The 21373-nt window shown below is 71.6% G+C and carries 25 protein-coding genes; 12 read left to right on the forward strand and 13 right to left on the reverse strand.

The features are described from left to right. Positions 1–82 precede the first annotated feature (82 nt). The 5 genes from D8M35_RS16330 to D8M35_RS03525 form a co-directional block, all read right to left on the reverse strand. Positions 83–793 (reverse strand): hypothetical protein, encoded by a 711-nt coding sequence (locus D8M35_RS16330; protein ID WP_153257426.1) that lies wholly within the window; start codon positions 791–793, stop codon positions 83–85. 1 nt (position 794) lies between these two features. Then, positions 795–1580 (reverse strand): hypothetical protein, encoded by a 786-nt coding sequence (locus tag D8M35_RS03510; protein WP_126890588.1) that lies wholly within the window; start codon positions 1578–1580, stop codon positions 795–797. Continuing rightward, complete coding sequence (locus tag D8M35_RS03515; RefSeq protein WP_126890589.1) at positions 1570–2379, reverse strand: DUF6188 family protein; 810 nt, start codon at positions 2377–2379, stop codon at positions 1570–1572. Before D8M35_RS03515 ends, D8M35_RS03510 begins: the two co-directional genes overlap by 11 nt. A gap of 144 nt (positions 2380–2523) precedes the next feature. Continuing rightward, a complete protein-coding gene (locus D8M35_RS03520; protein ID WP_126890590.1) occupies positions 2524–2973 on the reverse strand; it encodes a SufE family protein in 450 nt (149 codons plus the stop codon). Further along, the gene (locus D8M35_RS03525; RefSeq protein ID WP_126890591.1) at positions 2970–3881 is read right to left on the reverse strand and encodes a sulfurtransferase; all 912 of its coding nucleotides are present in this window, start codon (positions 3879–3881) and stop codon (positions 2970–2972) included. The genes D8M35_RS03520 and D8M35_RS03525 overlap by 4 nt, the downstream gene beginning before the upstream one ends. Before the next feature lie 190 nt (positions 3882–4071). Between D8M35_RS03525 and zapE the strand changes: the two genes are divergently transcribed. The 8 genes from zapE to D8M35_RS03565 all read left to right on the forward strand — a co-directional run bounded on the left by zapE (position 4072) and on the right by D8M35_RS03565 (position 10892). Further along, positions 4072–5022, forward strand: coding sequence for a cell division protein ZapE (zapE, locus tag D8M35_RS03530; RefSeq protein WP_126890618.1), 951 nt, complete (start codon positions 4072–4074; stop codon positions 5020–5022). Between the two features lie 266 nt (positions 5023–5288). Then, complete coding sequence (locus tag D8M35_RS03535) at positions 5289–6563, forward strand: ammonium transporter (protein WP_126890592.1); 1275 nt, start codon at positions 5289–5291, stop codon at positions 6561–6563. An 85-nt stretch (positions 6564–6648) separates the two neighbouring features. Next, positions 6649–7704 (forward strand): DUF6177 family protein, encoded by a 1056-nt coding sequence (locus D8M35_RS03540; protein ID WP_126890593.1) that lies wholly within the window; start codon positions 6649–6651, stop codon positions 7702–7704. Beyond that, complete coding sequence (locus D8M35_RS03545) at positions 7701–8078, forward strand: hypothetical protein (protein ID WP_126890594.1); 378 nt, start codon at positions 7701–7703, stop codon at positions 8076–8078. The genes D8M35_RS03540 and D8M35_RS03545 overlap by 4 nt, the downstream gene beginning before the upstream one ends. Before the next feature lie 57 nt (positions 8079–8135). Then, positions 8136–8495 carry a DUF6507 family protein gene (locus tag D8M35_RS03550; RefSeq protein WP_126890595.1) on the forward strand — a complete coding sequence of 120 codons (360 nt, stop codon included), beginning with the start codon at positions 8136–8138 and terminating at the stop codon, positions 8493–8495. Then, positions 8492–9097, forward strand: a complete 606-nt coding sequence (locus D8M35_RS03555; RefSeq protein ID WP_126890596.1) for a hypothetical protein — start codon at positions 8492–8494, stop codon at positions 9095–9097. Before D8M35_RS03550 ends, D8M35_RS03555 begins: the two co-directional genes overlap by 4 nt. A 246-nt stretch (positions 9098–9343) precedes the next feature. Then, on the forward strand, positions 9344–10537 hold the full coding sequence (locus D8M35_RS03560; protein WP_126890597.1) for an RNase A-like domain-containing protein: 1194 nt from the start codon (positions 9344–9346) through the stop codon (positions 10535–10537). 1 nt (position 10538) lies between these two features. Further along, positions 10539–10892: a hypothetical protein gene (locus tag D8M35_RS03565; protein ID WP_126890598.1), complete on the forward strand. Its 354-nt coding sequence runs from the start codon at positions 10539–10541 to the stop codon at positions 10890–10892. A 108-nt stretch (positions 10893–11000) separates the two neighbouring features. On the opposite strand, the gene D8M35_RS03570 is transcribed toward D8M35_RS03565, so the two are convergent. Continuing rightward, on the reverse strand, positions 11001–11426 hold the full coding sequence (locus tag D8M35_RS03570) for a hypothetical protein (protein ID WP_126890599.1): 426 nt from the start codon (positions 11424–11426) through the stop codon (positions 11001–11003). A 66-nt stretch (positions 11427–11492) separates the two neighbouring features. Here D8M35_RS03570 and D8M35_RS03575 point away from each other — a divergent pair, with 66 nt between their 5' ends. Next, positions 11493–11807 (forward strand): hypothetical protein, encoded by a 315-nt coding sequence (locus tag D8M35_RS03575; protein WP_126890600.1) that lies wholly within the window; start codon positions 11493–11495, stop codon positions 11805–11807. Positions 11808–12026: 219 nt separating this feature from the next. Here the strand turns inward: D8M35_RS03575 and D8M35_RS03580 are convergent, their stop codons facing one another. Continuing rightward, positions 12027–12998 (reverse strand): aldo/keto reductase, encoded by a 972-nt coding sequence (locus D8M35_RS03580; protein WP_126890601.1) that lies wholly within the window; start codon positions 12996–12998, stop codon positions 12027–12029. Positions 12999–13128: 130 nt separating this feature from the next. Between D8M35_RS03580 and D8M35_RS03585 the strand changes: the two genes are divergently transcribed. Then, positions 13129–13521, forward strand: coding sequence for a ChaB family protein (locus D8M35_RS03585; RefSeq protein WP_126890602.1), 393 nt, complete (start codon positions 13129–13131; stop codon positions 13519–13521). A gap of 78 nt (positions 13522–13599) precedes the next feature. Next, a complete protein-coding gene (locus tag D8M35_RS03590; RefSeq protein WP_126890603.1) occupies positions 13600–14568 on the forward strand; it encodes a beta-ketoacyl-ACP synthase 3 in 969 nt (322 codons plus the stop codon). An 86-nt stretch (positions 14569–14654) separates the two neighbouring features. On the opposite strand, the gene D8M35_RS03595 is transcribed toward D8M35_RS03590, so the two are convergent. The 6 genes from D8M35_RS03595 to flgN all read right to left on the reverse strand — a co-directional run bounded on the left by D8M35_RS03595 (position 14655) and on the right by flgN (position 20005). Next, on the reverse strand, positions 14655–15575 hold the full coding sequence (locus D8M35_RS03595) for a hypothetical protein (protein WP_194074859.1): 921 nt from the start codon (positions 15573–15575) through the stop codon (positions 14655–14657). Positions 15576–15647: 72 nt separating this feature from the next. After that, complete coding sequence (locus D8M35_RS03600; RefSeq protein ID WP_126890604.1) at positions 15648–16586, reverse strand: hypothetical protein; 939 nt, start codon at positions 16584–16586, stop codon at positions 15648–15650. A 261-nt stretch (positions 16587–16847) separates the two neighbouring features. After that, positions 16848–17216: a flagellar assembly protein FliW gene (fliW, locus tag D8M35_RS03605; protein ID WP_126890605.1), complete on the reverse strand. Its 369-nt coding sequence runs from the start codon at positions 17214–17216 to the stop codon at positions 16848–16850. Continuing rightward, positions 17213–18094 carry a flagellin gene (locus D8M35_RS03610; RefSeq protein ID WP_126890606.1) on the reverse strand — a complete coding sequence of 294 codons (882 nt, stop codon included), beginning with the start codon at positions 18092–18094 and terminating at the stop codon, positions 17213–17215. Before D8M35_RS03610 ends, fliW begins: the two co-directional genes overlap by 4 nt. A 2-nt stretch (positions 18095–18096) precedes the next feature. Continuing rightward, entirely contained in the window at positions 18097–19512 is a 1416-nt protein-coding gene (flgK, locus tag D8M35_RS03615) for a flagellar hook-associated protein FlgK (RefSeq protein ID WP_126890607.1), read from the reverse strand. Between the two features lie 7 nt (positions 19513–19519). Further along, on the reverse strand, positions 19520–20005 hold the full coding sequence (flgN, locus tag D8M35_RS03620) for a flagellar export chaperone FlgN (protein WP_126890608.1): 486 nt from the start codon (positions 20003–20005) through the stop codon (positions 19520–19522). A gap of 491 nt (positions 20006–20496) precedes the next feature. On the opposite strand from flgN, the gene D8M35_RS03625 reads away from it, so the two are divergent. Then, positions 20497–21312, forward strand: coding sequence for a sigma-70 family RNA polymerase sigma factor (locus D8M35_RS03625; RefSeq protein ID WP_126890609.1), 816 nt, complete (start codon positions 20497–20499; stop codon positions 21310–21312). Positions 21313–21373: the final 61 nt, after the last annotated feature.

A 21373-nucleotide genomic window follows, 5' to 3' on the forward strand; every position in this document is an offset into this window, starting at 1 on the left:
CGGAGCGTTGCGCGGGGCGCGCCGACCGAGCCTGCGAGGGAGGACGGTGCCAGCTGGCACCCTGCCTCCAGTCCGTCCCGGGTCAGGGTCGATCTTCGTCCTGGTCGGCCGGGGAGCGTCGCGCGCTCGTCGTCGCGAGGACCGCGGTGCGGTCCGGTGTGAACGCGACGGTGGCGACCGCGCCTGGCCCCTCGAGAGCGCAGAAGGGGAGGTCGGCCGCGCCGAAGCGGCAGACGGCGTCGACGAAGGACTCGAGGTCGTGGACCGTGAACCCCCGCTCGGCGGCCAGGCCGTACTTGGTCGCGAACGTCCGCGCGGTCGATCGAGCGCCCTGCTCGAAGAGCCTGATGCGTTCGTCGGGCGCGAGGACCCTGACGAGTTCGAGGGCGCACCCCGCACCGGGTGCTGCGGTCGCAGCGAGCAGCATCGCGAGTTCGGCAACGCTGATGGTCTCGACCCCGGCGGAACGGTCGACGACCGCGGCGGACAGGAACGCCTCGTCCGCCGCTCGGAGCAGGACCGTGACGAGCTCGTCACCGAGGTCGACCTGCCGGACGAGGACGAGCTCGTCGCCGAGCGCGTCGAGGGGCGCCAGGAGCACATCGTTGCCGGGCTGCCCCGCTCGTCTGCTCCGGCGGAGCGCGCGGGCGATCCCGGCGGCGGGAGCGTCGTACGCGAGCACATCGGTGTCGTCCGGGACAGCCGCCAGGATCTCGTGAGCCCGGGTGGGGACGTCGGGGCGGTCGGGGAGCGTCACGCGGAGCAGTGGCACGCTCGTGCCGGAGGTCGTCACGTCACTCCTCGGGGAAGCGGTCGGCGGATCGCGGTGTCGCCCGGTAGCGGAGGTGTTCGAAGTCTGGGTGCCAGTCGACCACGCCGGCCACCGCCCGGACGGCGATGTCGACGAAGAACGGGGAGACGACCACCTGGCGCGGGACGGTCCCGGCCTCGATCACGCTCGCGGGCCGTGACCTGCTGCCGGAGAAGTCCGTGACGTGCACGCCGTCCGCGGCAGTGCCCCACGAGTACGCGGGGAGCAGTCGTGCCGCGTCGGGCGTGGCCGTGCCGACGACCTCCCACATGCCCGGCTGGAACCGAGCGGGCAGGGTGAGTGCGGCGACGACGGGTCGTGTGGCGAGCACCACGAGCGGGTCCGCCGGCGGCGGGACGTCCTCCGGGCGCCGGAAGACGGCGACGTACACGGCGTCGAGGACCTCGGCGATCACGTGCCCGAGCAGTGCGCCGCCGGTCCCGTCCGGGATCACGAAGACGTCACCGGCTGCTGCTGAGAACGGCGGTCGGCTCAGCGGGTGGAAGGCGTCGGCGGTCGCGGCGGACGCAGGGGCCCCGGTCGGGTCCGGGGCTGCCAGCGGTGTCCGCGCCACCCCGGTCCGGCGCAGTCGCTGCGCGCGCTCGTCGAGATCCTGCCCCGGTCGCGCGTGGTCGACGACCTCGATCGTGAACAATGCCTCGGGGTCGGCGCGGGTCTCGGCCAAGAGCTGCGCGAACAGCTCCTCGCGGCTGTCGGCCTGGTGGACCCGTTGCGCCGACCGCTCGGCGTTCTTCCGTCTACCGAACACCCTGGCCTCCGTCGCCGCCGACCGCATCGCGGATGAGCTGCTCCGGTCGGGGGAGTCCGGCCGGCATCTCCGTCGTGAACCACGGGAGCTCGACGGAGTCGATCCGGCCGTTGCGCATCCAGACGAGGACCTCACCCGCCAGCGGTGCCTCGTCGGTGCGGTAGGCCAGCGATCCCGGGAGGGGGCCGTCGGCGAAGTCGGCTCGAGGAGCTTCCGCGAGCACGACGTCCCAGATCCGCGGAGCTGTCTCGCTGACGGCCCGGACCGCCCCGGCCTGCTGGCGCAGCACCGCCGTCCGCGGCGTGGGGAGCGTGTCGAGGTACGCGAGCAGGAGCGACCGGACCCGTTCCGCCGATCCCTGCCCCGTCTGCTCGTGGTGGAGCCAGATCGCAGGGCCTCCGCCCGGCATCATGACGATCATCGTCGGAGGGGTCTCCGGTCCGGAGTAGTGCCACGACTCGAACTCCGGATGCGGTCCGGCGGTCAGTCGGGAGCCGTCCGAGAACGCCATCGTCAGCGTCGATCCCGTGGCGTGCGCCGCGGTGACCTCGAGCGTGTGCAGGCGGAGAGCCGGCACCAGCCCCGACTTGTCGCCCTCCGGGTCGATCAGCGTTGCGGTGTCGGGTGACCGACCGAGCGAGAACGGGCACTCGAGGACGACGCGCGCGCCGTTCGAGAACAGGAGTCGGAGCGCGTAGTCGACCCACACGGCGTCGACCGTCTCTCCGACGAGGAGCAGGGAGACGTCCTCGAGCGTCGGACCCGGCGTGCTCCGATCGTTGCCGTCGACCTCCGCCATGATGTCTCCCCCCGATGACTCCTCGATCTTGGCACGGGAGGAGCGGGGACGGCCAGCGAGAGGAATGTCGCGTCCCGACGGACTGACGGACGGGAGGCGCGGTGCCAGCCGGCACCGCGCCTCCCGTCCGTCAGCAGACCGCGATCAGCCCGCAGCGGCCGCCTGCACCTGCCGCTGCACCCGGCCGAGCATGCCCACCATGCCCCGGATCCGCAGCGGGCTGACGGCCTCGGTGAGCCCGAGCGTCAGCGGGTAGTCCACCGGGACCGCCAGGACCTCGGATGCCGTCAGCCCGGACAGCCCCTGCGCCAGGATCGACGCGAACCCGCGGGTGGTCGGTGCCTCGCGCGGCGCCGTCGCGTGCATCCGCACCACGTCCGGCGCATCACCCTCGGCGCCCACCGTGACGGTGATGAACACGGGGGACTGGCACTCCTCGACGCGCTCGAGCTCGTCCTCGTGCCCCTGCAGCCGCTCGGGCAGCGCGGGGAGCTCGTCGGAGAACTCGAGGAGCAGCTGGAGGCGATCCTGCTGCGAGAGCTCGAGGAAGTCGTCGCGGATCTCGGCGAGGGGACGGGGGAGTTCGGTGCTCATCGGGTGGGAACGGTACCCGGCTCGGTGCCCGTGGCGATCGGGACGCGCACGGCGCTGCCCCACTCGGTCCACGATCCGTCGTAGTTGCGGACGTTCTCGTAGCCGAGCAGGTGCTGCAGCACGAACCAGGTGTGGCTCGAGCGCTCGCCGATTCGGCAGTAGGCGATGACCTCGTCCGCGTCGCCGATGCCGGCACCCTCGCGGTACACGGCGTCCAGCTCCTGTCGGCTCTTGAACGTGCCGTCCGGAGCGGCTGCGGTCGCCCAGGGGATGTTCACGGCGGTCGGGACGTGCCCGGCGCGCAGGGCGCCCTCCTCCGGGTAGTCCGGCGCCGTGGTGCGCTCGCCGGAGTACTCGGGAGCGCTGCGCACGTCGATGAGCGGCTTGCCGAGGTGCTCGAGCACGTCGTCCTTGAAGGCGCGGACCTGCTCGTCGCGGCGCTCCACGACGGGGTACTCGACCGGGGTGACCTCGGTGCGGTCGGTGGTGAGCGCGCGGTCCTCGGCGATCCACTTCGCCCGGCCACCGTCGAGCAGGCGGACGTCCTCGTGGCCGAACAGCGTGAAGACCCAGAGGGCGTACGCGGCCCACCAGTTGTTCTTGTCGCCGTGGATCACGACGGTGGTCTCGCGGCCGATGCCCTTGCCGCCGACGAGCCGGGCGAAGGCCTCGCCGTCGATGTAGTCGCGCTGCACCGGGTCGTTGAGGTCGGTGTGCCAGTCGATCTTCACCGAGCCGGGCACGTGGCCGGTCTCGTAGAGCAGGACGTCCTCGTCGGACTCGACGACCACCAGGTCGGGGGAGCCGGCACCGGCGTCGAGCTGCTCCTGCAGCCACTCGGTCGACACCAGGCGCTCGGGGTGGGCGTAGGCGGCGAACTTCTCGGACGGGTCGACCGGTGCGGTCATCGGGGGTACCTCCAGGTGCGGGACGAGCGGGGCGGACGAGGCATAGGATCGGTCCTCGGTGCCCGCGGGCAACGGTACGCGGACGTACCGACCGCCACCTGCAACGTGACACCGCACGACATGCTTCCCGGAGGGGCCACACTTGCCTGCACACCTCGTCGACCGTGACCCGCAGGTGACACCCCAGCAGATGGCCGCTGCGCTCGTGCCGCCGCCGCAGTTCGCCGACGCCTCGTTCGCCAGCTACCGTCCGGATCCGGAGTACCCGTCGCAGGCAGCGGTCCGCGACGCGGTCGAGGCCTTCGTCGCCACACGGCCCGAGCCGGCGAAGCGCGGACTGTTCGGCCGCCGCCGCGAACCGGTCCAGCCCGCACGCTCGGGCGTGTACCTGGACGGCGGGTTCGGCGTCGGCAAGACCCACCTGCTCGCGGCGGCGTACCACGCGGAGCCGTCCCGCAAGACCTTCGGCACGTTCATCGAGTACACCGCGCTCGTCGGCGCGCTCGGGTTCCAGGGGACGGTCGACCTGCTCCGCGGGACGTCCCTGGTCTGCATCGACGAGTTCGAGCTCGACGACCCGGGCGACACGATGGTGATGACGCGGCTCATCAAGGAGCTCTCCGAGTCGGGCACGCGCTTCGCGGCCACGTCGAACACCCCGCCCGGTGCCCTGGGCGAGGGCCGGTTCGCCGCGCAGGACTTCCTCCGCGAGATCCAGGCGATGTCCGATCGGTTCGACACCATGCGGATCGACGGGCTCGACTACCGCCGTCGCGCGGTCGACGAGTCCGCCCGTACGGTCGACGACGTCCCCGGTGCCCTGCCGGAGGGCACGACGACACTCGACGACTTCCGCGCGGTCGTCGCGCACCTGGCGAGCGTGCACCCGTCGAAGTACGTCGCCATGGTCGACGGGCTCGACGCCGTCGGGCTCACCGACGTGCAGGCGTTCACCGACCAGACCGACGCACTGCGGTGGGTCGCGCTCGTCGACCGGCTCTACGACGGGCAGGTCCGCATCGTCGCGTCCGGCACGCCCCTCGACCAGGTCTACCCGCAGGCGATGCTCGACGGCGGCTACCGGAAGAAGTACCTGCGGGCCGCATCGCGCGTGGTCGCGCTGTCCCGCGCGGCCGACTGAGCCACCGCCGGACGGGAGGCCCCGTGGCGGCCCCGCCACGCGCCTCCCGTCCGGCGCGCGCGTGGCGCGACGTGCTCCCGGTCGGTCGGCGTCCTCGCCGCTCCCGCACGGGCCCGTCTGAGCGGCCCGAAACACATCGTTCACACGAGGGGCCGACGCGTTACACCCGCGAAACACATCGTGCTCCCTCGCGAAACGTCGCGTCGCCAGACTCTGAACACCCGAGGCGGACCGAGAGCCGCACAGCATTCGCGAGAGGTGAACAGATGCTCGATCAGGGCCAAACCGGCTTCATCATGATCATGGCTGCACTGGTGTTGTTCATGACACCCGGCCTTGCCTTCTTCTACGGCGGTCTCGTCAAGGCGAAGTCCGTCATCAGCATGATGATGATGTCGTTCGGCGCGATCGCGCTCGTCGGCGTCCTCTGGGTGCTCTACGGCTACGCGATCGCCTTCGCGAACACCGGCGACCACACCGCGGTGTCCGGCATCGTCGGCTTCTTCAGCATCGACTGGAACCAGATCGGCCTCGGCCAGGCGTTCGAGCAGTCGCAGGCGACGAAGCTCGCTGCGTCCTACCCCGACCTGGCGTTCGTCGGGTTCCAGGCCACCTTCGCGATCATCACCGTCGCGCTGATCTCCGGCGCCATCGCCGACCGCGCGAAGTTCGGCGCGTGGATGATCTTCGCCGGCGTCTGGGTCACGGTCGTCTACTTCCCGGTCGCCTCGTGGGTCTTCAACCTCACCTCGGGCTGGGCTGCCACCTGGGGCGTCATCGACTTCGCCGGTGGCACGGCCGTGCACATCAACGCCGGTGCGGCGGGCCTCGCCCTGGCGCTCGTGCTCGGCAAGCGCGTCGGCTTCGCCAAGGGTGCGCACAAGCCGCACAACCCGCCCTTCGTGCTCCTCGGTGCCGCGATCCTGTGGTTCGGCTGGTTCGGCTTCAACGCCGGGTCGGCCGGAGCTGCCAACAGCACCGCCGCTCTCGCCTGGGTGAACACCCTCGCCGCCCCGGCCGCGGCGGTCCTCGGCTGGCTGCTCATCGAGAAGCTCAAGGACGGCAAGGCCACCTCCGTCGGTGCCGCCTCGGGCGCCGTCGCCGGTCTCGTCGCGATCACCCCGGCCTGCGCGAACCTCACCCCGGGCTGGGGCATCCTGCTCGGCTTCCTCGCCGGTGTGGTCTGCTGCTTCGCGATCGACCTCAAGTACAAGCTCGGCTTCGACGACTCGCTCGACGTCGTGGGCGTCCACCTGGTCGGCGGCATCTTCGGCACGCTCTACCTGGGCATCTTCGCGAACAGCACCGGCCTCATCTACTCCGGATCGCTGGTGCAACTCGGCAAGCAGGCTGCAGCGGCCGGTGCGGTCGGCGCCTACTCCTTCGTCCTCGCTCTCGTGATCGGCTTCGCCATCGAGAAGACGATCGGGTTCCGCGTCACGACCGAGGACGAGGTCGCCGGCATCGACACCGCCGTCCACGGCGAAGAGGGCTACGTCCTGTACGAGGAGTCGGACAAGACGCCGGTCTCGGTCCGCTAGGCACCGCTCCCACCCGCACGACGGGCCCCGCGCACACCAGGCGCGGGGCCCGTCGTCGTGTGCGGGTGCTCGGTAGGGTGGCGCCGTGGACGACGTCACCCTCGCGCACCCGCTCGTCGACGCGGTCGGAGCCGGTTTCGTCGTGCACGAGCCGGACGCCGCGGTGGTCGAGTGCTCGAGCGAGCGGACCGGGCTCCTCCTCGAGGCCCGCCGCGCCGGGCTCGTGGTCGTGCTCCTCACGCCCGGGACCTCCCGGCTCACCGCTGCGATGTCGACGATGCTCCGCCGCACGGCGTCGAGCTGGGTCGTCCGCGACGGGGACCGGTACCGCGCAGCCGGGTCGGACGTGGTCGCTGACGACGTCGCCACCGCGATGCTCGCGCCGCAGGCGGTCACGCGCTCCGCGACGATCGGGCCGGGCGCGGTGCCCTGGGTCGAGGCGCTCGTCTCGGTCCACCACCCGGCATCGGAGGCCGCGACCCTCGGGCGGACCGCCGAGCTCCTGCTCGCCGGCCTCGCCGACGGCGGCCCCGATGCCTGGGGCACGGTGGAGCCCGCGACGCTCGCCTGGAGCGTTGCCGAGGTCACCGCCTTCGCCCGCCGCCGGGCGCCCCGACCGACACGCCTGGTCGCCGTGGCATCCACTTCCGGCGGGGTCGCGTCCGTCCAGCTCCGCATCGAACGCTCCGCCACCGGGGTGACGGAGGAGACGCGGCTCGTGCTGCCGCGACCCGTCGAGTCGGACGCGCTGCCGACGGACGACGACGGCCCCACGGTGCTCGCGGACCTGGCCGGGCGACAGCGGGTGCTGCTCGGCACCGCCTGGAGGACCAGCGGACACCCCGACGCGACCGTGTCCGCCCACCAGCTCCCGCTGCCGGTGCCGCTCGGCGCCGTCGTCGGGGCCGCAGCCGTCCGGGACCTCGGCATCGACCCGCGGACACTGCCCGCCGGGGTCCGGGCGGTGGGGCCGGCACGGGTGCCCTCGATGGTGCTCGACTTCACCCCGGAGGGCGTGCGGTCCGGGACTGTGCTGTCCCGCGGCGCCGACGCGGAGGCCCGGTGGCGCAGGCTGGCCCAGCTCGGTGACGCGCTCGGACCGCGAGCCGTCGAGATGCTCGGCCTCGGGGACCGACGATGAGTGCCGAGTGGGTCGTGCTCTCACCACGGCACGTCGACGCCGCCGTGGTCGTCCGGACAGCGGCAGCGGTCGACCCGGACCTCGGGGTCCGGCAGCTGTGGGACGGCAGCGCACTGCAGCTCACCACGCCGGACGGGGTCGTGCTCCTCACGCTGGTCCAGTCGCGACGGCTCGAGCGCACCACCGACGCCGAGCGTCTCCTCGGGACGCGCTCGGTCGCGACCCCCTCGTTCGGGGGTGACGAGCCGCTATGGTGGACCTCGGTCCACGTGGCCGCCCAGGACCCGTTCCGGGTGGTGGCCGAGCGGATCGTGCGGGACGTCGCTGCTGCGGTCGGGGGCCTGCCGGTCGCACGGTCCGCCGTCGAGGACTGACGGGGACCGACACGGCCCGTCACCGGACGACGAGGCGAGACGAGACGAGGGGGAGCGATGGGGAACGGCTGGCAGATCGACCCGGCGGGCGTGCAGTCGACGCTCGCGGGCACGGAGACGGCAGCGACGAACCTGTCGACCGCCTTCGACGGGCTCGCCGACGCCCACGCGGCGCTGACGACCGCGGTCGGTGACGACCAGGCGGTCGCAGGCGCGGTGGCCGCACTGATCGAGAGCCACACGGCGCTGCTGCAGCGCGTCGGCAACCACATCACCGCCGGTCTGGCCGGCGCTGCCAACGCGACCATGGCCTACTACCAGGGTGACGAGGAGATGGCCGCGACGGCGCAGGCCGACGCGATCCGTGCCTCCAGTACGGGCGACTTCTCCGGAGTCGACCTCGGAGACGGCGCATGACGGGGCAGTGCCGCGCCGACGGCCTGATCGATCCGGACGCGATCCCCGGCGCGAACATCAAGCCCGAGCAGGTCGACGCGGCCGGGACCGCCTTCGCGACCGCCGGCACCGACGTGCAGACGCGTGGGGCGGAGGTGAAGACGGCGTGGGCCGGCCTCGGCGGGAGCTACACGACGCCGGACTCGGCCGAACTCCTCACCGTGATGGACGGCGTCGAGACGGACACCGCTGCGCTGGCCGGGACCATGCAGAAGGTGTCGACCGCGATCAGCGACTACGCCACCGTCGTCGCCCCGATCGCACGTCGTCTCGTCGAGCTCAAGGCCGAGGCCGAGACCTTCGTGGCGAAGGCACTGCAGGGCAAGACCGTCGGCCCGTGGGACCCCGAGCACCCGGCGAACCAGGGGCCCGTCGGCCTGGTGCAGCACGTCGGCGAGATCCTCGACGACGTGCACCTGCGCTGGGACGAGTACACGCCCTACGTCGACGAGAACAACGAGCTGCTCACGAAGGTCGCCGAACAGGAGACGAAGCTCTCGCAGGCCTCGGCCGACTGCGTCAACGCGATCAACGGGCTCCGGACCGACATGTGCATCGCCTAGGTGCAGGCCGTCGACTACACGACCGCCGTCAAGGCGAACGAGCCGATGCCGTGGGGGAGCACCGGCCGCGGCGACCAGTCCTGCCAGGAGTCGTTCGACTCGGGTGTCGGCGACGCCGCCGTGGGGACCGTCGAGGGCCTCGGAGGGCTGATCGGCTACAACTCGCAGACCGGCGAGTGGGGCGACGGGGAGTGGGCCGGGCAGTCGTGGCTCGGGTTCGCCGAGTCGCTCGGTGCGCTCGCGCTGATGGGCAGCCCGCCGTTGATCCTCGCCGCCACACTGCCGCCGGGCGTCCTGCCCGACGTGGTGCGCGAGACCGCGCAGGGCATCACGGCGAAGCAGCAGGCGATCGTCGAGGGCTTCGTCGGCTCGCCCGAGGACTGGCGGGACGACCCCGCGCACGCCGCCGGTGGTGCCGCCTTCAACATCGGGACGCTCTTCATCCCGGGTGCCGGCGAGATCGGCGCCGGCGCGAAGGTCGCCGCCGTCGGCTCGCGCGTCGCGGCCATGGCGGCGGACGGCAGTCGGCTCGCGGCCTTCGGATCGAAGCTCGCAGCGGCCGGGACGACGATGGTCCGGGTCGGGGACGCCCTGTCGGCGATCCCCGGTCGGGCGCTCGACGGCCTCGGGGACCTGGTGTCGCGCGGGCGGGGGAGTTTCGCGGACGCGCTCAGGGGGCTCGGGGACAACATCCCGACGGTCAAGGTCAGCGTGGAGCACGCGATGGCGACGCCGGACGGGTTCGGCGTCGGGCTCGGTCGGCCGCACATCGCGGTGGGGCACCCGGAGCCGGGGTCGCACTGGTTGCACTCGGTGGCGGATCGTGTGGAGGGCGGGGGATCGCGGACGCCGGATGAAGGTGGTCACCCGGTCGGACACGATTCGTCGCTGCCGGCTGAGGGAGGGCGTTCCGAGGCGAGTTCGATCGACGGGACGAGTCCACGGACTCTCGAGAGACGGCCGGTCGACGTGGTCGATTCGGGTGGCATTCCGGTGCAGATCCATGACACTCATCTGTCCCAGGCGTTCCTCGACAATGGCGGACTCCGCGGTCAGGAGGGGATCCGGGATGCACACACATTGCGCGATCACTTCGACGGCCAGCATGGTCCGAAGACCGATGAGGAGATCGCAAGTCGCGAGCCGGCTCCCAGCTCCGGCAGCAGTGCCTTCCGTCTGGCAGAGGATGATCTGAACCGGCTGATCGGCCGAGCGATCGACAGTCGGGCTCATGACATCCGCGCCTGGTTGGACATGGAGCCGAAGCCGAAGCCGAGGGTCTTCACGATCAGGGCCGAGTTCAGTGAGACGATCGGCAGACGGTTCCATGAAGGCGTGTTCACAGACGAGAAGCAGATGTGGATGCAGCTCCTGTGGGACAAGAACAGCCCGGGCGGTTACGTCGTTCGTACCGCGTACCCGACGCGCTTTGGAGAGTGAGATGCCACGGATCGACGACATCAGTTACGCAAATCATGACAGTCTTCTTCCACTGCTCGGTGGATTCATCGAGAACCTCTTCCCGTACTGGTGGGATGACTACTCGTCCGTCGCCGACTACCTCGACTTCTACCTCGACGGGTTCTCCCCTGAGGAGATCGCCGCCATGGCCCATGAGTACCGTCTGCTCGAGATCGACCACGTTCGAGATGAGGAAGTCAACGCTTTCCTCCGGCGCATGAACGCGAACTACTCGAACGATCGAGGGCCGAGCGGTGGGCGGGAGATGCTCGCCGAGATCGGCGAACGGCTGGGGCAACTCGAGCGCGGTGCGATTCCGAAGCACTTCAACTGACGCAGGCCGCGAAGCCTGCCCGGGTCAGCTGAGTGCCGAAGGAAGGTGACTGTGGTGATCGACGTCAGTGATTGACTGCTCGTCGCAGAATGGGATGCTCGAGCTGAATCAGCTGATGCCATAGCCGCTCGCATCGTCCAGACTTCGGCCGCGGTGCTCGAGGCATTTCCCTCCTTCAACGACAAGTGGACTGTTCACGACCGAACGATCTCCGGTGCGCATGCACGATCCTGGGGAGGGGTGATCGCCGCCTCGCCCTACCGGGTCGATGGCGTGGCGGAACCCGCTCGTGGATCTGCCCTCTCCTTGCTCTCCGAGTTCGAGAGTGGGGCTTTCCTCCGGGCTGCGATCACAGCTGGTGCCGCTTTCCAGACCAGGGTGCACAAGCCCAATGAGTTCGCTCTTGACTTCGTGGCGGATCCGTTCGGCGCTCCGATCGAGGTCGATCTGCCAGAGCGAGCCCGACAACGGTTCGGGCAACTCGGCGCTGAGATCCAGCGCATCTGGGCCGCTGGGGACCTCCGTGTCGAACATGGATGAGTCGCCGGCCAGCGTGTGACCGATGTCGGAAGCAGGAGGATGAGCATGGATCCTCGGAGATTGACCGGTGCGGAGGCGAAGCGCGGAGCGCCCGCCCTGTGGAATCTCCTGAACGCTGTTTTTCACGCTGACTGGCGCGACGACTTCGACAGCGCTCGCAAGGCTCTGGAAGCGGACCTGTCGCGTTACGGAAATCCAGACAGGCAGTTGGTGCACGAGGAAGCCGCAGAATGGCTCGCGAATGATGTGACTGACTCGCAGGTCGAGCACTTCCTCGAGTTGTCGGGAGCGGACCTCTGGATCGAGTCAGAGCTGCACATGAGTGGACGCGCGTTCGCGCGCCTGATCTTCGACCTGACGGAAGATGCCGCTTGATCGATCGGACGGGCCCGGCGGCTCACGATCGGGGACCATCTCGAGGTGGTGGGTGCGGCGACGGTGACGGCCCTCGCCGACCTCGTCACCACCATCGTCGGAGCATCCGAAGCACTGAAACGTCCCGGCGTCGATGAAGGTCCTGAGTCCGCACGGACGGGAGGCGCGGTGCGGGTCCGACCCGCACCGCGCCTCCCGTCCGACGGTCGTGTCAGCGGCTCACCAGGCGTAGTCCTCCGGCGAGGTCTCGTGCCCCGGGAAGATCTCGTCGAGGCGCGCCAGCGCCGCCTCGTCGAGACGGATGTCGACGGCGCGGACCGCGGACTCCCACTGCTCCGTGGTGCGCGGGCCGGTGATCGGGGCGGTCACGCCGGGCTGGTGCAGCAGCCAGGCCAGGGCGAGCTCGCCCGGGGTGTGGCCGAGCTCCTTCGCGAAGGACTCGTACGCGGTGAGCTGGTCGCGGTGGCCCTCGACGTACTCGGCGCTGCGGCCGGAGACGCGCCGGGACCCGTTCTCGGTCTTCTCGATGACGCCACCGAGCAGGCCGCCCTGCAGCGGCGACCACGGGATGACGCCGAGGCCGTACTCGCGGGCAGCGGGCAGGACCTCGCGCTCGACGTCGCGCACGACGAGGTTGTAGATCGACTGCTCGCTGACCAGGCCGAGGGACCCCCGACGGGCGGCCGCTTCCTGCGCCTGGGCGATGTGCCACCCGGCGAAGTTCGAGGACCCGACGTAGAGGACCTTGCCCTGCTGCACCGCGACGTCGATCGCCTGCCAGATCTCGTCCCAGGGGGTCGCCCGGTCGACGTGGTGGAACTGGTACAGGTCGACGTGGTCGGTCTGCAGCCGGCGGAGGCTGGCGTCGAGCGACTGCCGGATGTTCAGCGCGCTGAGCTTGCCGCCGTTCGGCCAGTCGGTCATCTCGCCGTAGACCTTCGTGGCGAGCACGGTCTTCTCGCGCCGGCCGCCGCCCTTCGCGAACCAGCGGCCGATGATCTCCTCGGTGGCGCCCTTGCCCACCGAGCCGCCGTAGCCGTTGGCGGTGTCGAAGAAGTTCACGCCGAGCTCGTGCGCCCGGTCCATGATCGCGTGCGAGTCGTCCTCGCTGGTCTCCGGGCCGAAGTTCATCGTGCCGAGCACCGCCCGTGACACCGACAGCCCTGTCCGTCCGAGGTGTGTGTAGTCCATGACCCCGGTCTACGCCCGACCCGGTGTGCGGACCAGGCCCTGCGGGTACCGGTCATGCGCCCGGCGTAGAAGGGAGTGGCCCGCTCTCCACGGCGAGCGGTCGACACACCCCGGACGGAAGGACGCACCCATGCCCGCGAAGGACGAGATCCCCAGCACCCTGCAGCGGTCGCCGAAGCACGCGCAGGACATCTTCACCGAGACGCTCGACTCGGCCAACGAGACGTACGGACCGGGGGAGCGCGCACACCGCACGGCGTACGCCGCGGTGAAGCACGAGTACGAGAAGGTCGGCGACCACTGGGAGGAGAAGGACTCGTCCGGCCCGTCGGACGACGGCGCAGCGGGCACGCGCGGTTCCGGGGAGACCCAAGGCGGCGTCGACGCGAACGCCACGAAGGCGCATCTCATGGAGGTCGCGAAGCGCCTCGACGTCAGCGGGCGCTCGACGATGGACAAGGACGAACTCGTGCAGGCGATCAAGCGCGCGAACGACCGTGCGACGGCGGCCGCGCGGAAGTGAGGACCGGCGGGCCACCTGGACGTCCCTGCATGCCCTGCCCGGCATGAGCGCCCCGCGGAGGGGAGTAGCGTGCCGCGGGTGAACACGCCAGCACTCCGTGGCAGCCGCATCCTCGGCTTCGGCCACCACCAGCCCGAACGGGTCCTCACCAACGACGAACTGTCGACCATGGTCGACACGAACGACGAGTGGATCACCACCCGCACCGGCATCAGGACCCGCCGCATCGCCGGCGCCGTCGACAGCGTCGTGTCGATGGCGATCGAGGCCGGTCGGATGGCGATCGCCGACGCCGGCCTCGAACCGTCCGACATCGGACTCGTGATCGTCGCCTCGACCACCCACCGCGAGCGGTCGCCCTACACCGCCGGTCGGGTCGCCGCGGCGCTCGGGATGGCGAACGGACCAGCGCCGATCGACATCAACACCGCGTGCAGCGGGTTCGAGTACGCGATGGCCCTCGCCGACCAGTCGATCCGCGTCGGCGCCTCGGACACCGCACTCGTGATCGGGTCCGAGACGCTGTCGAGCATCGCCGACTGGACGGACCGGTCGACCTGCGTGCTCGTGGGTGACGGGGCCGGAGCGGTCGTGATCGGCGCCTCGGAGACCGCGGAGATCGGTCCCGTGTCGTGGGGGAGCGTGCCGCACCTGAACGAGGCCGTCCTGGTCACGCGGGACCCCGAGTACTTCACCCAGCAGGGCCGGTCGATCTACCGGTGGGCGATCACCGAGGCCGAGGGCCACGCACGCAAGGTGGTCGACGCGGCCGGGGTGACCCTCGACGACATCGCGGTGTTCGCCTTCCACCAGGCGAACCTGCGCATCATCGAGCCCCTCGCCGCGGCGCTGGGCGGAGCGGACAAGTACGTCGTGCGCGACGTGGTCGAGTCGGGCAACACCTCGGCCGCGAGCGTGCCCCTCGGACTGTCCAAGGCCTGGCACCGGGGGGAGCTGCCGGAGGACGCGCTCGCCCTGCTGTTCGGCTTCGGGGGCGGCTTCGCGCACGCCGGACAGGTGGTGCGGACGCCGAAGCGGCGCGCGTGACCTCGTGAGCCGATGACGGACGGGAGGCGCGGTGCCAGCTGGCACCGCGCCTCCCGTCCGTCGACGTGATCACGTCGTCACGTGCCTCAGTCGCGTTCCTCGCGGTGCGGGGTGTCCGCCCACAGGTCGTCGTCGGCCCGGCTCTTCCGGCGCCACGGCAGCGCGCGACGCTCGTGGTCGTCCGATCGCTCGTCCAGCGCGCCCGTCGCCTTGGCGGCGCGGCCGCGCTCATTCGTCGGCTTCGCCTCGAGCACGATGGTGAAGTGCCGCGGGGGCAGGCCGAAGCCCTCGCGGGAGGCCTGGACGACCTTCTTGCCCAAGGCGTGGTTGCCGAGCCCCCCGACCGCTGCACCGATGCCGAACGGGAGCGCACGACCGAGGACCGATGCACCCTGCCGCGCGGCGAACCGCTTGATGAACTGGTCGCGGACCTTGCCGCCGATGCCGCTCACGACCTGCTTCGGCAGCGAGGCCGTCACCATCTCGCCCCAGAACGCCGAACGAGCCTGGCCGCCGGCGGCCTGACCGGCGAGCTGCTTGACGAGCTGCGTGCCGGGAGCGCCGAGGATGAGGGCCATCACGAGGGTGCGGGAGCGCTCGGGGTCCTCGAGGGCGATGCCGTGCACCTCCGTCACCGACTGTGCGAAGAGGGCGGTGGCCTCGAGGAAGCCGACGGTCTCGGCACCGCTCAGTCCGAGGGCCGCAGCCATGCCGACGCCGGGGATGACCGCACTCGCGCCGACGGCAGCGCCGCCGGTCGTGACCGCCGCCAGGTACTGCCGCTCGAGGATCTGGATGACCTCGGCCGGACTCGCGTTCGGGTGACGTCGTCGGATCGAGTTCACGTGCGCGACCACCACCGGGCGCTGCACCGCGATCACGCGGTCGAGCATCTTCGCCCACCCCTTCGGGCTGTCGGGCGTCGGGGTCCGGTCGTCGCGGGTGTCGGACTGGACCGGGGCGGGCGGCATCGGCTGGATCGCCCCGTCGTTGTGCTGTCGGGCCATGACGATGACGGTACGCCCGGGCGGTGGGAGCTCCGCTCGCGCGGGTCGCCGCGCGCGTCGACCTGGCGGAGATCACCGGCACGGGATGCCCGCTCGGAGGAGCTTCGCACGGAGTCGCTCGGGCTCCACCAGGTCGGCCCAGACGACCCGGACGACGGTCCTGACCTCGGGGAACGAGCGGACGAAGTCCTCGCGCTGCTTCTCGTGCCAGTGCGCGGCAGCGGCCTCCGGACCCTCGCCGTACTTCCCCCGCCCGTCCACCTCGACCACGACACCCTGGTCGGGGAACCAGAAGTCGACCACTGCGGTCCGCTCGCCCGTGCGCGTGAAGACGTGCTGCTGGACGGGCTCCGGCGCTCCCAGCTGTCGGAAGCGCACCCGGCACACCGACTCCGCCGGTGAGTCCGTCAGCGCCGACCCCATCCCGAGTGCGATCGCCGCCTTGTCGTGCGCAGTGGCAGACGCCCCGGCTGCCTCCGAGAGCATCGTCGGGAGCAGCTGACGGCCGTGCAACGCGGCGTCGATGATCGGGAGCGCGGTACAGAGCGGTTCGGTCGCGGCAACATCGACCAGGACGTCGACGAGCGGTTCGACGGTCACGCCGGCGAACATCGACGGGCTGTACGGCGGCGTGCCGGCCCACCTTCCGCGAGGTGCTCGCGCGACGACCGGACGGGTCCGCAGGTACGCGGTGGTCTCGACGCGAGACCGCCGTGGGTCCCGCAACTCCACGCGGTCCGGTGGGGCACCGACGAGGGGGAGCCCGTAGGCGAGTGCGGCGCTGCGGTGAGCGAGCAGTCTCGGGGGACGGATGCGGTGCGCGGTGGCGCGCACCAGTGGGAGGTGGTGTTCCTCCGGCATGAGCTCGGTGATCGCTGATGGATCAACCAGGACGCCGGGACGGATCGGCCGGAGCTCGCCACGCTGTGCACGACGTTGCAGTGCGCGGCGCTCTGCGGAGGTGAAGTGACTCGTCCGGATCAGCGGGACGGCGAGGACTCGTTCGTGCATGTCCGCCAGCCTCGCGTCCTCGACCGGGGCGATCGGCGGGGGCGAGTCGAACTGGGGATGGTGAGCTGCGCCTCCCGGCTGTGCAGGAGTGGCGGCGGCGAGAAGTGCGACGAAGTTGCTGTCGGACGACAGCGGATCTGTCGCGTCAGCCGCGGGCGAGCGCAGTCGCGCGAGAAGTACGACAAACCCGTCGTCGTACGACAGCGGGCGAGTCGTACGACAGCGCGGGCCCGACGTGACGCCCCGCGCCCGCGCCGCGCGCTACCGCCGCGCGAGCTCGGCGCGCAGCGGCAGGTCCTGGTCCTCGAGGATGAACTGCGCGCCGACGGCCGTCCGCGCGTGCACGACGACCGGGGCGAGCAGGTTCACCGTCGTGCCGGACGCCCCCGGGTTGGCGACGACGAGCAGCATCGCGTCGGCGGGGTCGGTCAGGCCGATCGTCGCCGCCTGCTCGTCGGTGAGCTCGGGCGCGTAGTCGGGCAGGTGCACCGCGGCGTCGAGCAGGAAGAGCCGCGCGTCGTCGCCGTGCAGGGCGAAGAGCCCCTCGGCGCCGTCGACGGGCTCCAGGGTGAACACGGGCGCCGGCGACAGCCCGAACGGGGGCGTGGGGAAGGTCAGGTCGATGCTCATCGGAGGTAGTCCATCAGGGTCGGCTGCAGGACCTTCGCGGTGACGGCGAGGGCTGCCTGGTAGGTGGTCTGTTGCACCTGCAGGTCGAGGACGGCACCGGCGAGGTCGAGGTCCTCGATGCCGGCTCGGCGGGTCTCGAGTGCGACGGACGAGGTCTTCAGCGCGTCCTGCGCGCTGAGCGCCGCCGCGTGCCGCACGCCGACGTCGGCCTGTGCCGCTCGGAGGGTCCCGAGTGCCGCGTCGACGTCGTTGAGCTTCGGGTTCACGTTCACACCGTTCTGGAGGTCGGCGACGATGCCGTCGATCACCGCGAAGGCCGACGACGCGCCCGAGCCGAAGGCCGCCGCGCCCGGGGTGTCGACCCGCACGGTCTGGGTGTCGCCGACCCGTCGGGACACCGCCGTGGTCGCAGCGGCGAAGCCGTCGGCGCTCGTGTACGCGGTCGACGAGGTCGACGAGCCCGCGAACACCGACCGCGTGCCGTAGGTGCTGTTGGCGGCCGACTCGAGGTCAGCCTTCAGCGCCCGGAACTGCGTGATGAACGCGTCGCGGGCGGTGTCGTCCATCACACCGGAGTTCGCGGCCTGCACGGTCAGGTCCCGCACCGTCGCGAGCACCGAGTGGGCACCGGTGAGGGCGCTGTCGGTCGTCGCGAGCCAGCCGACGGCGTCGTTCGCGTTGCGCGTGTACTGCGCGGCGGCGGCCTGCTCCTTCCGCACCTGCATCGACGAACCGGTGCCGACCGGGTCGTCCGACGGCTTCGCGATCGCCTGCAGCGTGGTGGCGCGCTGCGTGGCCTCGGCCACACGGGCGGCGTTGGCCTGCAGTCGCTCCGTCGCCGATGCAATCGACATCTGGGTGGTCACACGGGTGATCACGGTCAGCCCCTCCCGACGAGTCCGACGCGGTTGATGAGCGTGTCGAGCATCTCGTCGACCGCGGTGAGGACGCGCGCCGCGCCCTGGTAGGCGTGCTGGTAGCTCAGCAGGGCCACGTTCTCCTCGTCGAGGTCCACACCGGCCCCGGACTGCTGCTGCGTGCGTGCGCTGGTCAGGGCGAGTCCGGTGAGCGTCGCCTCCGACGTGGCCGTCCGGGAGGCACTGCCCACCCCCGCCACGAACGTCGCCCAGGTGCTGTCCGCACCCCCGGCGACCGCGCCGAGTCGCGAGAGCGTGTCGGCGAACGAGTCGTCGAGTTCCCCCGCCGCGTTCCGCGTCGCGAGGCCCTTGCCGTCCGTCGGGACGACCGAGAGTCCCTGGGCCGCCGGTGTGCCCGTGGCGAGGCCGAAGAACGGCTGACCGGTGGCCCCCGAGGGCGTGGTGCCCTTCGCGTGCTCGGCGTTCACGGTCTCGGCGAGCCGGGTCGCGACCCGGTCGTACGCGGCGGAGGCCTCGGCGATCGCGCCGCCGGTGCCGCCGGAGGCCGGGGCGAGGAGCGAGAGCGCACCGCCGATCGAGCCGCCGTCGAGTGTCACCGTGCTGGCGCTGCCCGAGGTCCAGCGGAGGGCGACGGCCGTCCCGTCGCCGAGCCGGGTGCCGCCGTCGAGTGCGACGGTGCGGACGGTGTCGCCCTGCACGAGCGGGTTGCCGCCCAGGAGCACGTCGACGGTGCCGTCGGTGTTCGTCCGGACCGTGCCGCCCGCGAGTCCGGCGATCTGCTGGGTGAGCTGGTCGCGCTGGTCGAGCAGCTCGTTCGCGTTGCCGCCGGCGGCGAGGGCCGACCGGATCTGCCCGTTCAGGTCGGCGACCTGCGCGGCGGCGCCGTTGAGCTGGTCGACCTGGGTCGCGGCGGTCGACCGGACGGTGGTCCACTGCGTGTCGAGGGCCTTCGAACCGGTGGCCAGGCTGCCCGCGACGGTGGACGCCGCGGCGATCACGGTCGAGGCCGCTCCCGCGTCGTCGGGGTGCGCGGCGAGGTCGCTCCAGGCAGACCAGAAGACGTCGAGCTGCGCCGAGAGGCCGTTCTTCCCGGGTTCGTGCAGGCCGTCCTCGATCGCCGAGAGCCCCGACGCGCGGGTCTGTGCCCACGCCGAGGAGCCGGTCGCGGTGCGGAGGCCGGCGTCGAGCGTCAGGGAGCCGAGACGGGCGATGCCGTCGACCGAGACACCCTGGCCGGCGAGGGCCGCGGTGCCGTGCACGAAGCCGGTCTGGACGGCGGGGACCGACGACTGCGTCACGCGTTGACGGGTGTACCCGGCGGTGCCGGCGTTCGCGATGTTCTGCCCGGTGACGTCGATGCCCGCACGGGCCGCGGTCAGGCCGGAGTAGGCGGTCGCGAGGGATCCGAAGGTGCTCACCACGGTGCTACAGGGTCCCCTCGAACAGGCGTGCGCCGTCGGAGCGGGAGCCGGAGCTGCCCGAGGCGTCGTACGTGGACGCGTCGCCGACCGAGCCGGCGAGGGTCTCCTCGGTGGCCTGCGTCGCGGTACGGAGGAAGCGGTCGTTCTCGTCGCGGAGCGCGCCGATCTGCGTCGTCAGCTCGACCATCGCGGTGAGGTGCGCGGCGAGGATCTCGCCCCAGGGGCCGTTCGGGGCAGCGGCCACCACGTCGCGCAGCGGTGCGTCGGGGTCGACGCCCCACTCCTCGGCGACGGCGGCGCTCGACGCGGCCCGCTCGAGTCCGGTGCTGCGGAGGCGTTCGAGCACCTGCTCGACCTCGCGGCTGGCGTGCGACACCCAGCGGGAGCGCCCGGCGGCGAGCAGGAGCTGCTCCTCCTCGAGCTTGAACGTGAGCAGTTCGAGCAGTTCACGCTCGCGCCAGAGGACGGCGGACAGGTCGTTCACGCTCATGGCTCCTCCCGGTTCGGGATCGGTGTCGGCGACGGTCGGGTCGTGCCGGTCCGCCTTCCGGTGGACAGCGGGGACTATCGACGCCGCTGCGCCGGTCGTAAGCGGACCAGGGCGGTGGACGCGACCACGAGGCGGGCGGATGCTGTTCCGTGGTCGCGAGTTGCGCCTCCAGGCCGGGTCGTCGGGGGACGCGTCGTCACCCAGACCGGGGGACAAGAACGGCCGTTCCGGCCCGTGTGTCCGCCGAAGTGCGGACCGTCGGAACCCCGCGTCCCCCCGCACTGGGGACGTTCACAGCCGGCACCGGGGACTTCCCAGCCGATACATTCGGATCGCACCGCAGGGGTCCGCCCCGGCACCGCGTCGCAGGGGCGCGGGTGCGCCGCCCGGAGGGAACCGGGTGGTTCTTCGTCGACCGCACCGGCCTCCCGAGGGCCGGTGTCCGTCGCGCCCACGGACGGGTCAGTCAGCACGTCGACCAGGGGAAGCCAATGGACCGGAACGCACGCAACGCGATGATCGTGGAACACCTGCCGCTCGTCGGCTACATCGTGTCGGACGTCCGTGCGCGCGCCACCCACCTCGACCGCGACGACCTGGCTGCCGTCGGGTCCCTCGCACTCGTCGCCGCCGCCGAGGCGTTCGACCCGGATCTCGGCGTGCCGTTCGGCGCGTACGCCCGCACCCGGATCACCGGTGCCCTCGCCGACGACATGCGCTCCGCCGACTGGGCCTCCCGCGGCACCCGGAAGCGGATCCGCGAGACCCTCGCGACGCAGGAGGCCCTGTCCGCCCGACTCGGTCGGTCCGTCGGCGTGCAGGAGATCGCCGACGCGATGGGCGTCGACCGCCAGACCGCCGCCGACGCCATGTCCGACGCGGGCCGCACGGTCGGCACGATCGACGAGACCGTGCACGACGTCATCGCGTCCGACCAGCCGCTGCCCGGCGAGGACCTGCTCGAGGCCGAGAAGCGCCGCTACCTGCGCGCCGCCGTCGCCGCGCTGCCCGACCGGATGCGGTTCGTGGTCGAGAACGTCTACTTCGGCGACCGCTCGGTCACCGAGGTGGCCGCCGAGCTCGGGATCACGCACTCCGCGGTGTCCCAGCAGCGGTCCGAGGCGATGCGGCTCCTGCGCGACGGACTCGCCGAGCACTACGGCGACGGGACGGTGGTCGAGCCGGTGTCCCGCACCACCGCCGCACGGCGGAGCGCGTACCTGGCGCGGGTCGCCGCGAACGCCGCCGCCGGGGTGGCCCGGGCGGTGCAGGACGCGTCGGCGCCGACGGCCGTGGCGGCCAGTTGATCTTCGGCGAGGAGATTTCCTCGCCGACACCTAACGACCTCGGCGAACCTGCCGAGAGTCA

The sequence above is a fragment of the Curtobacterium sp. HSID17257 genome (assembly GCF_003989515.1).
Classification (GTDB): Bacteria; Actinomycetota; Actinomycetes; order Actinomycetales; family Microbacteriaceae; genus Curtobacterium.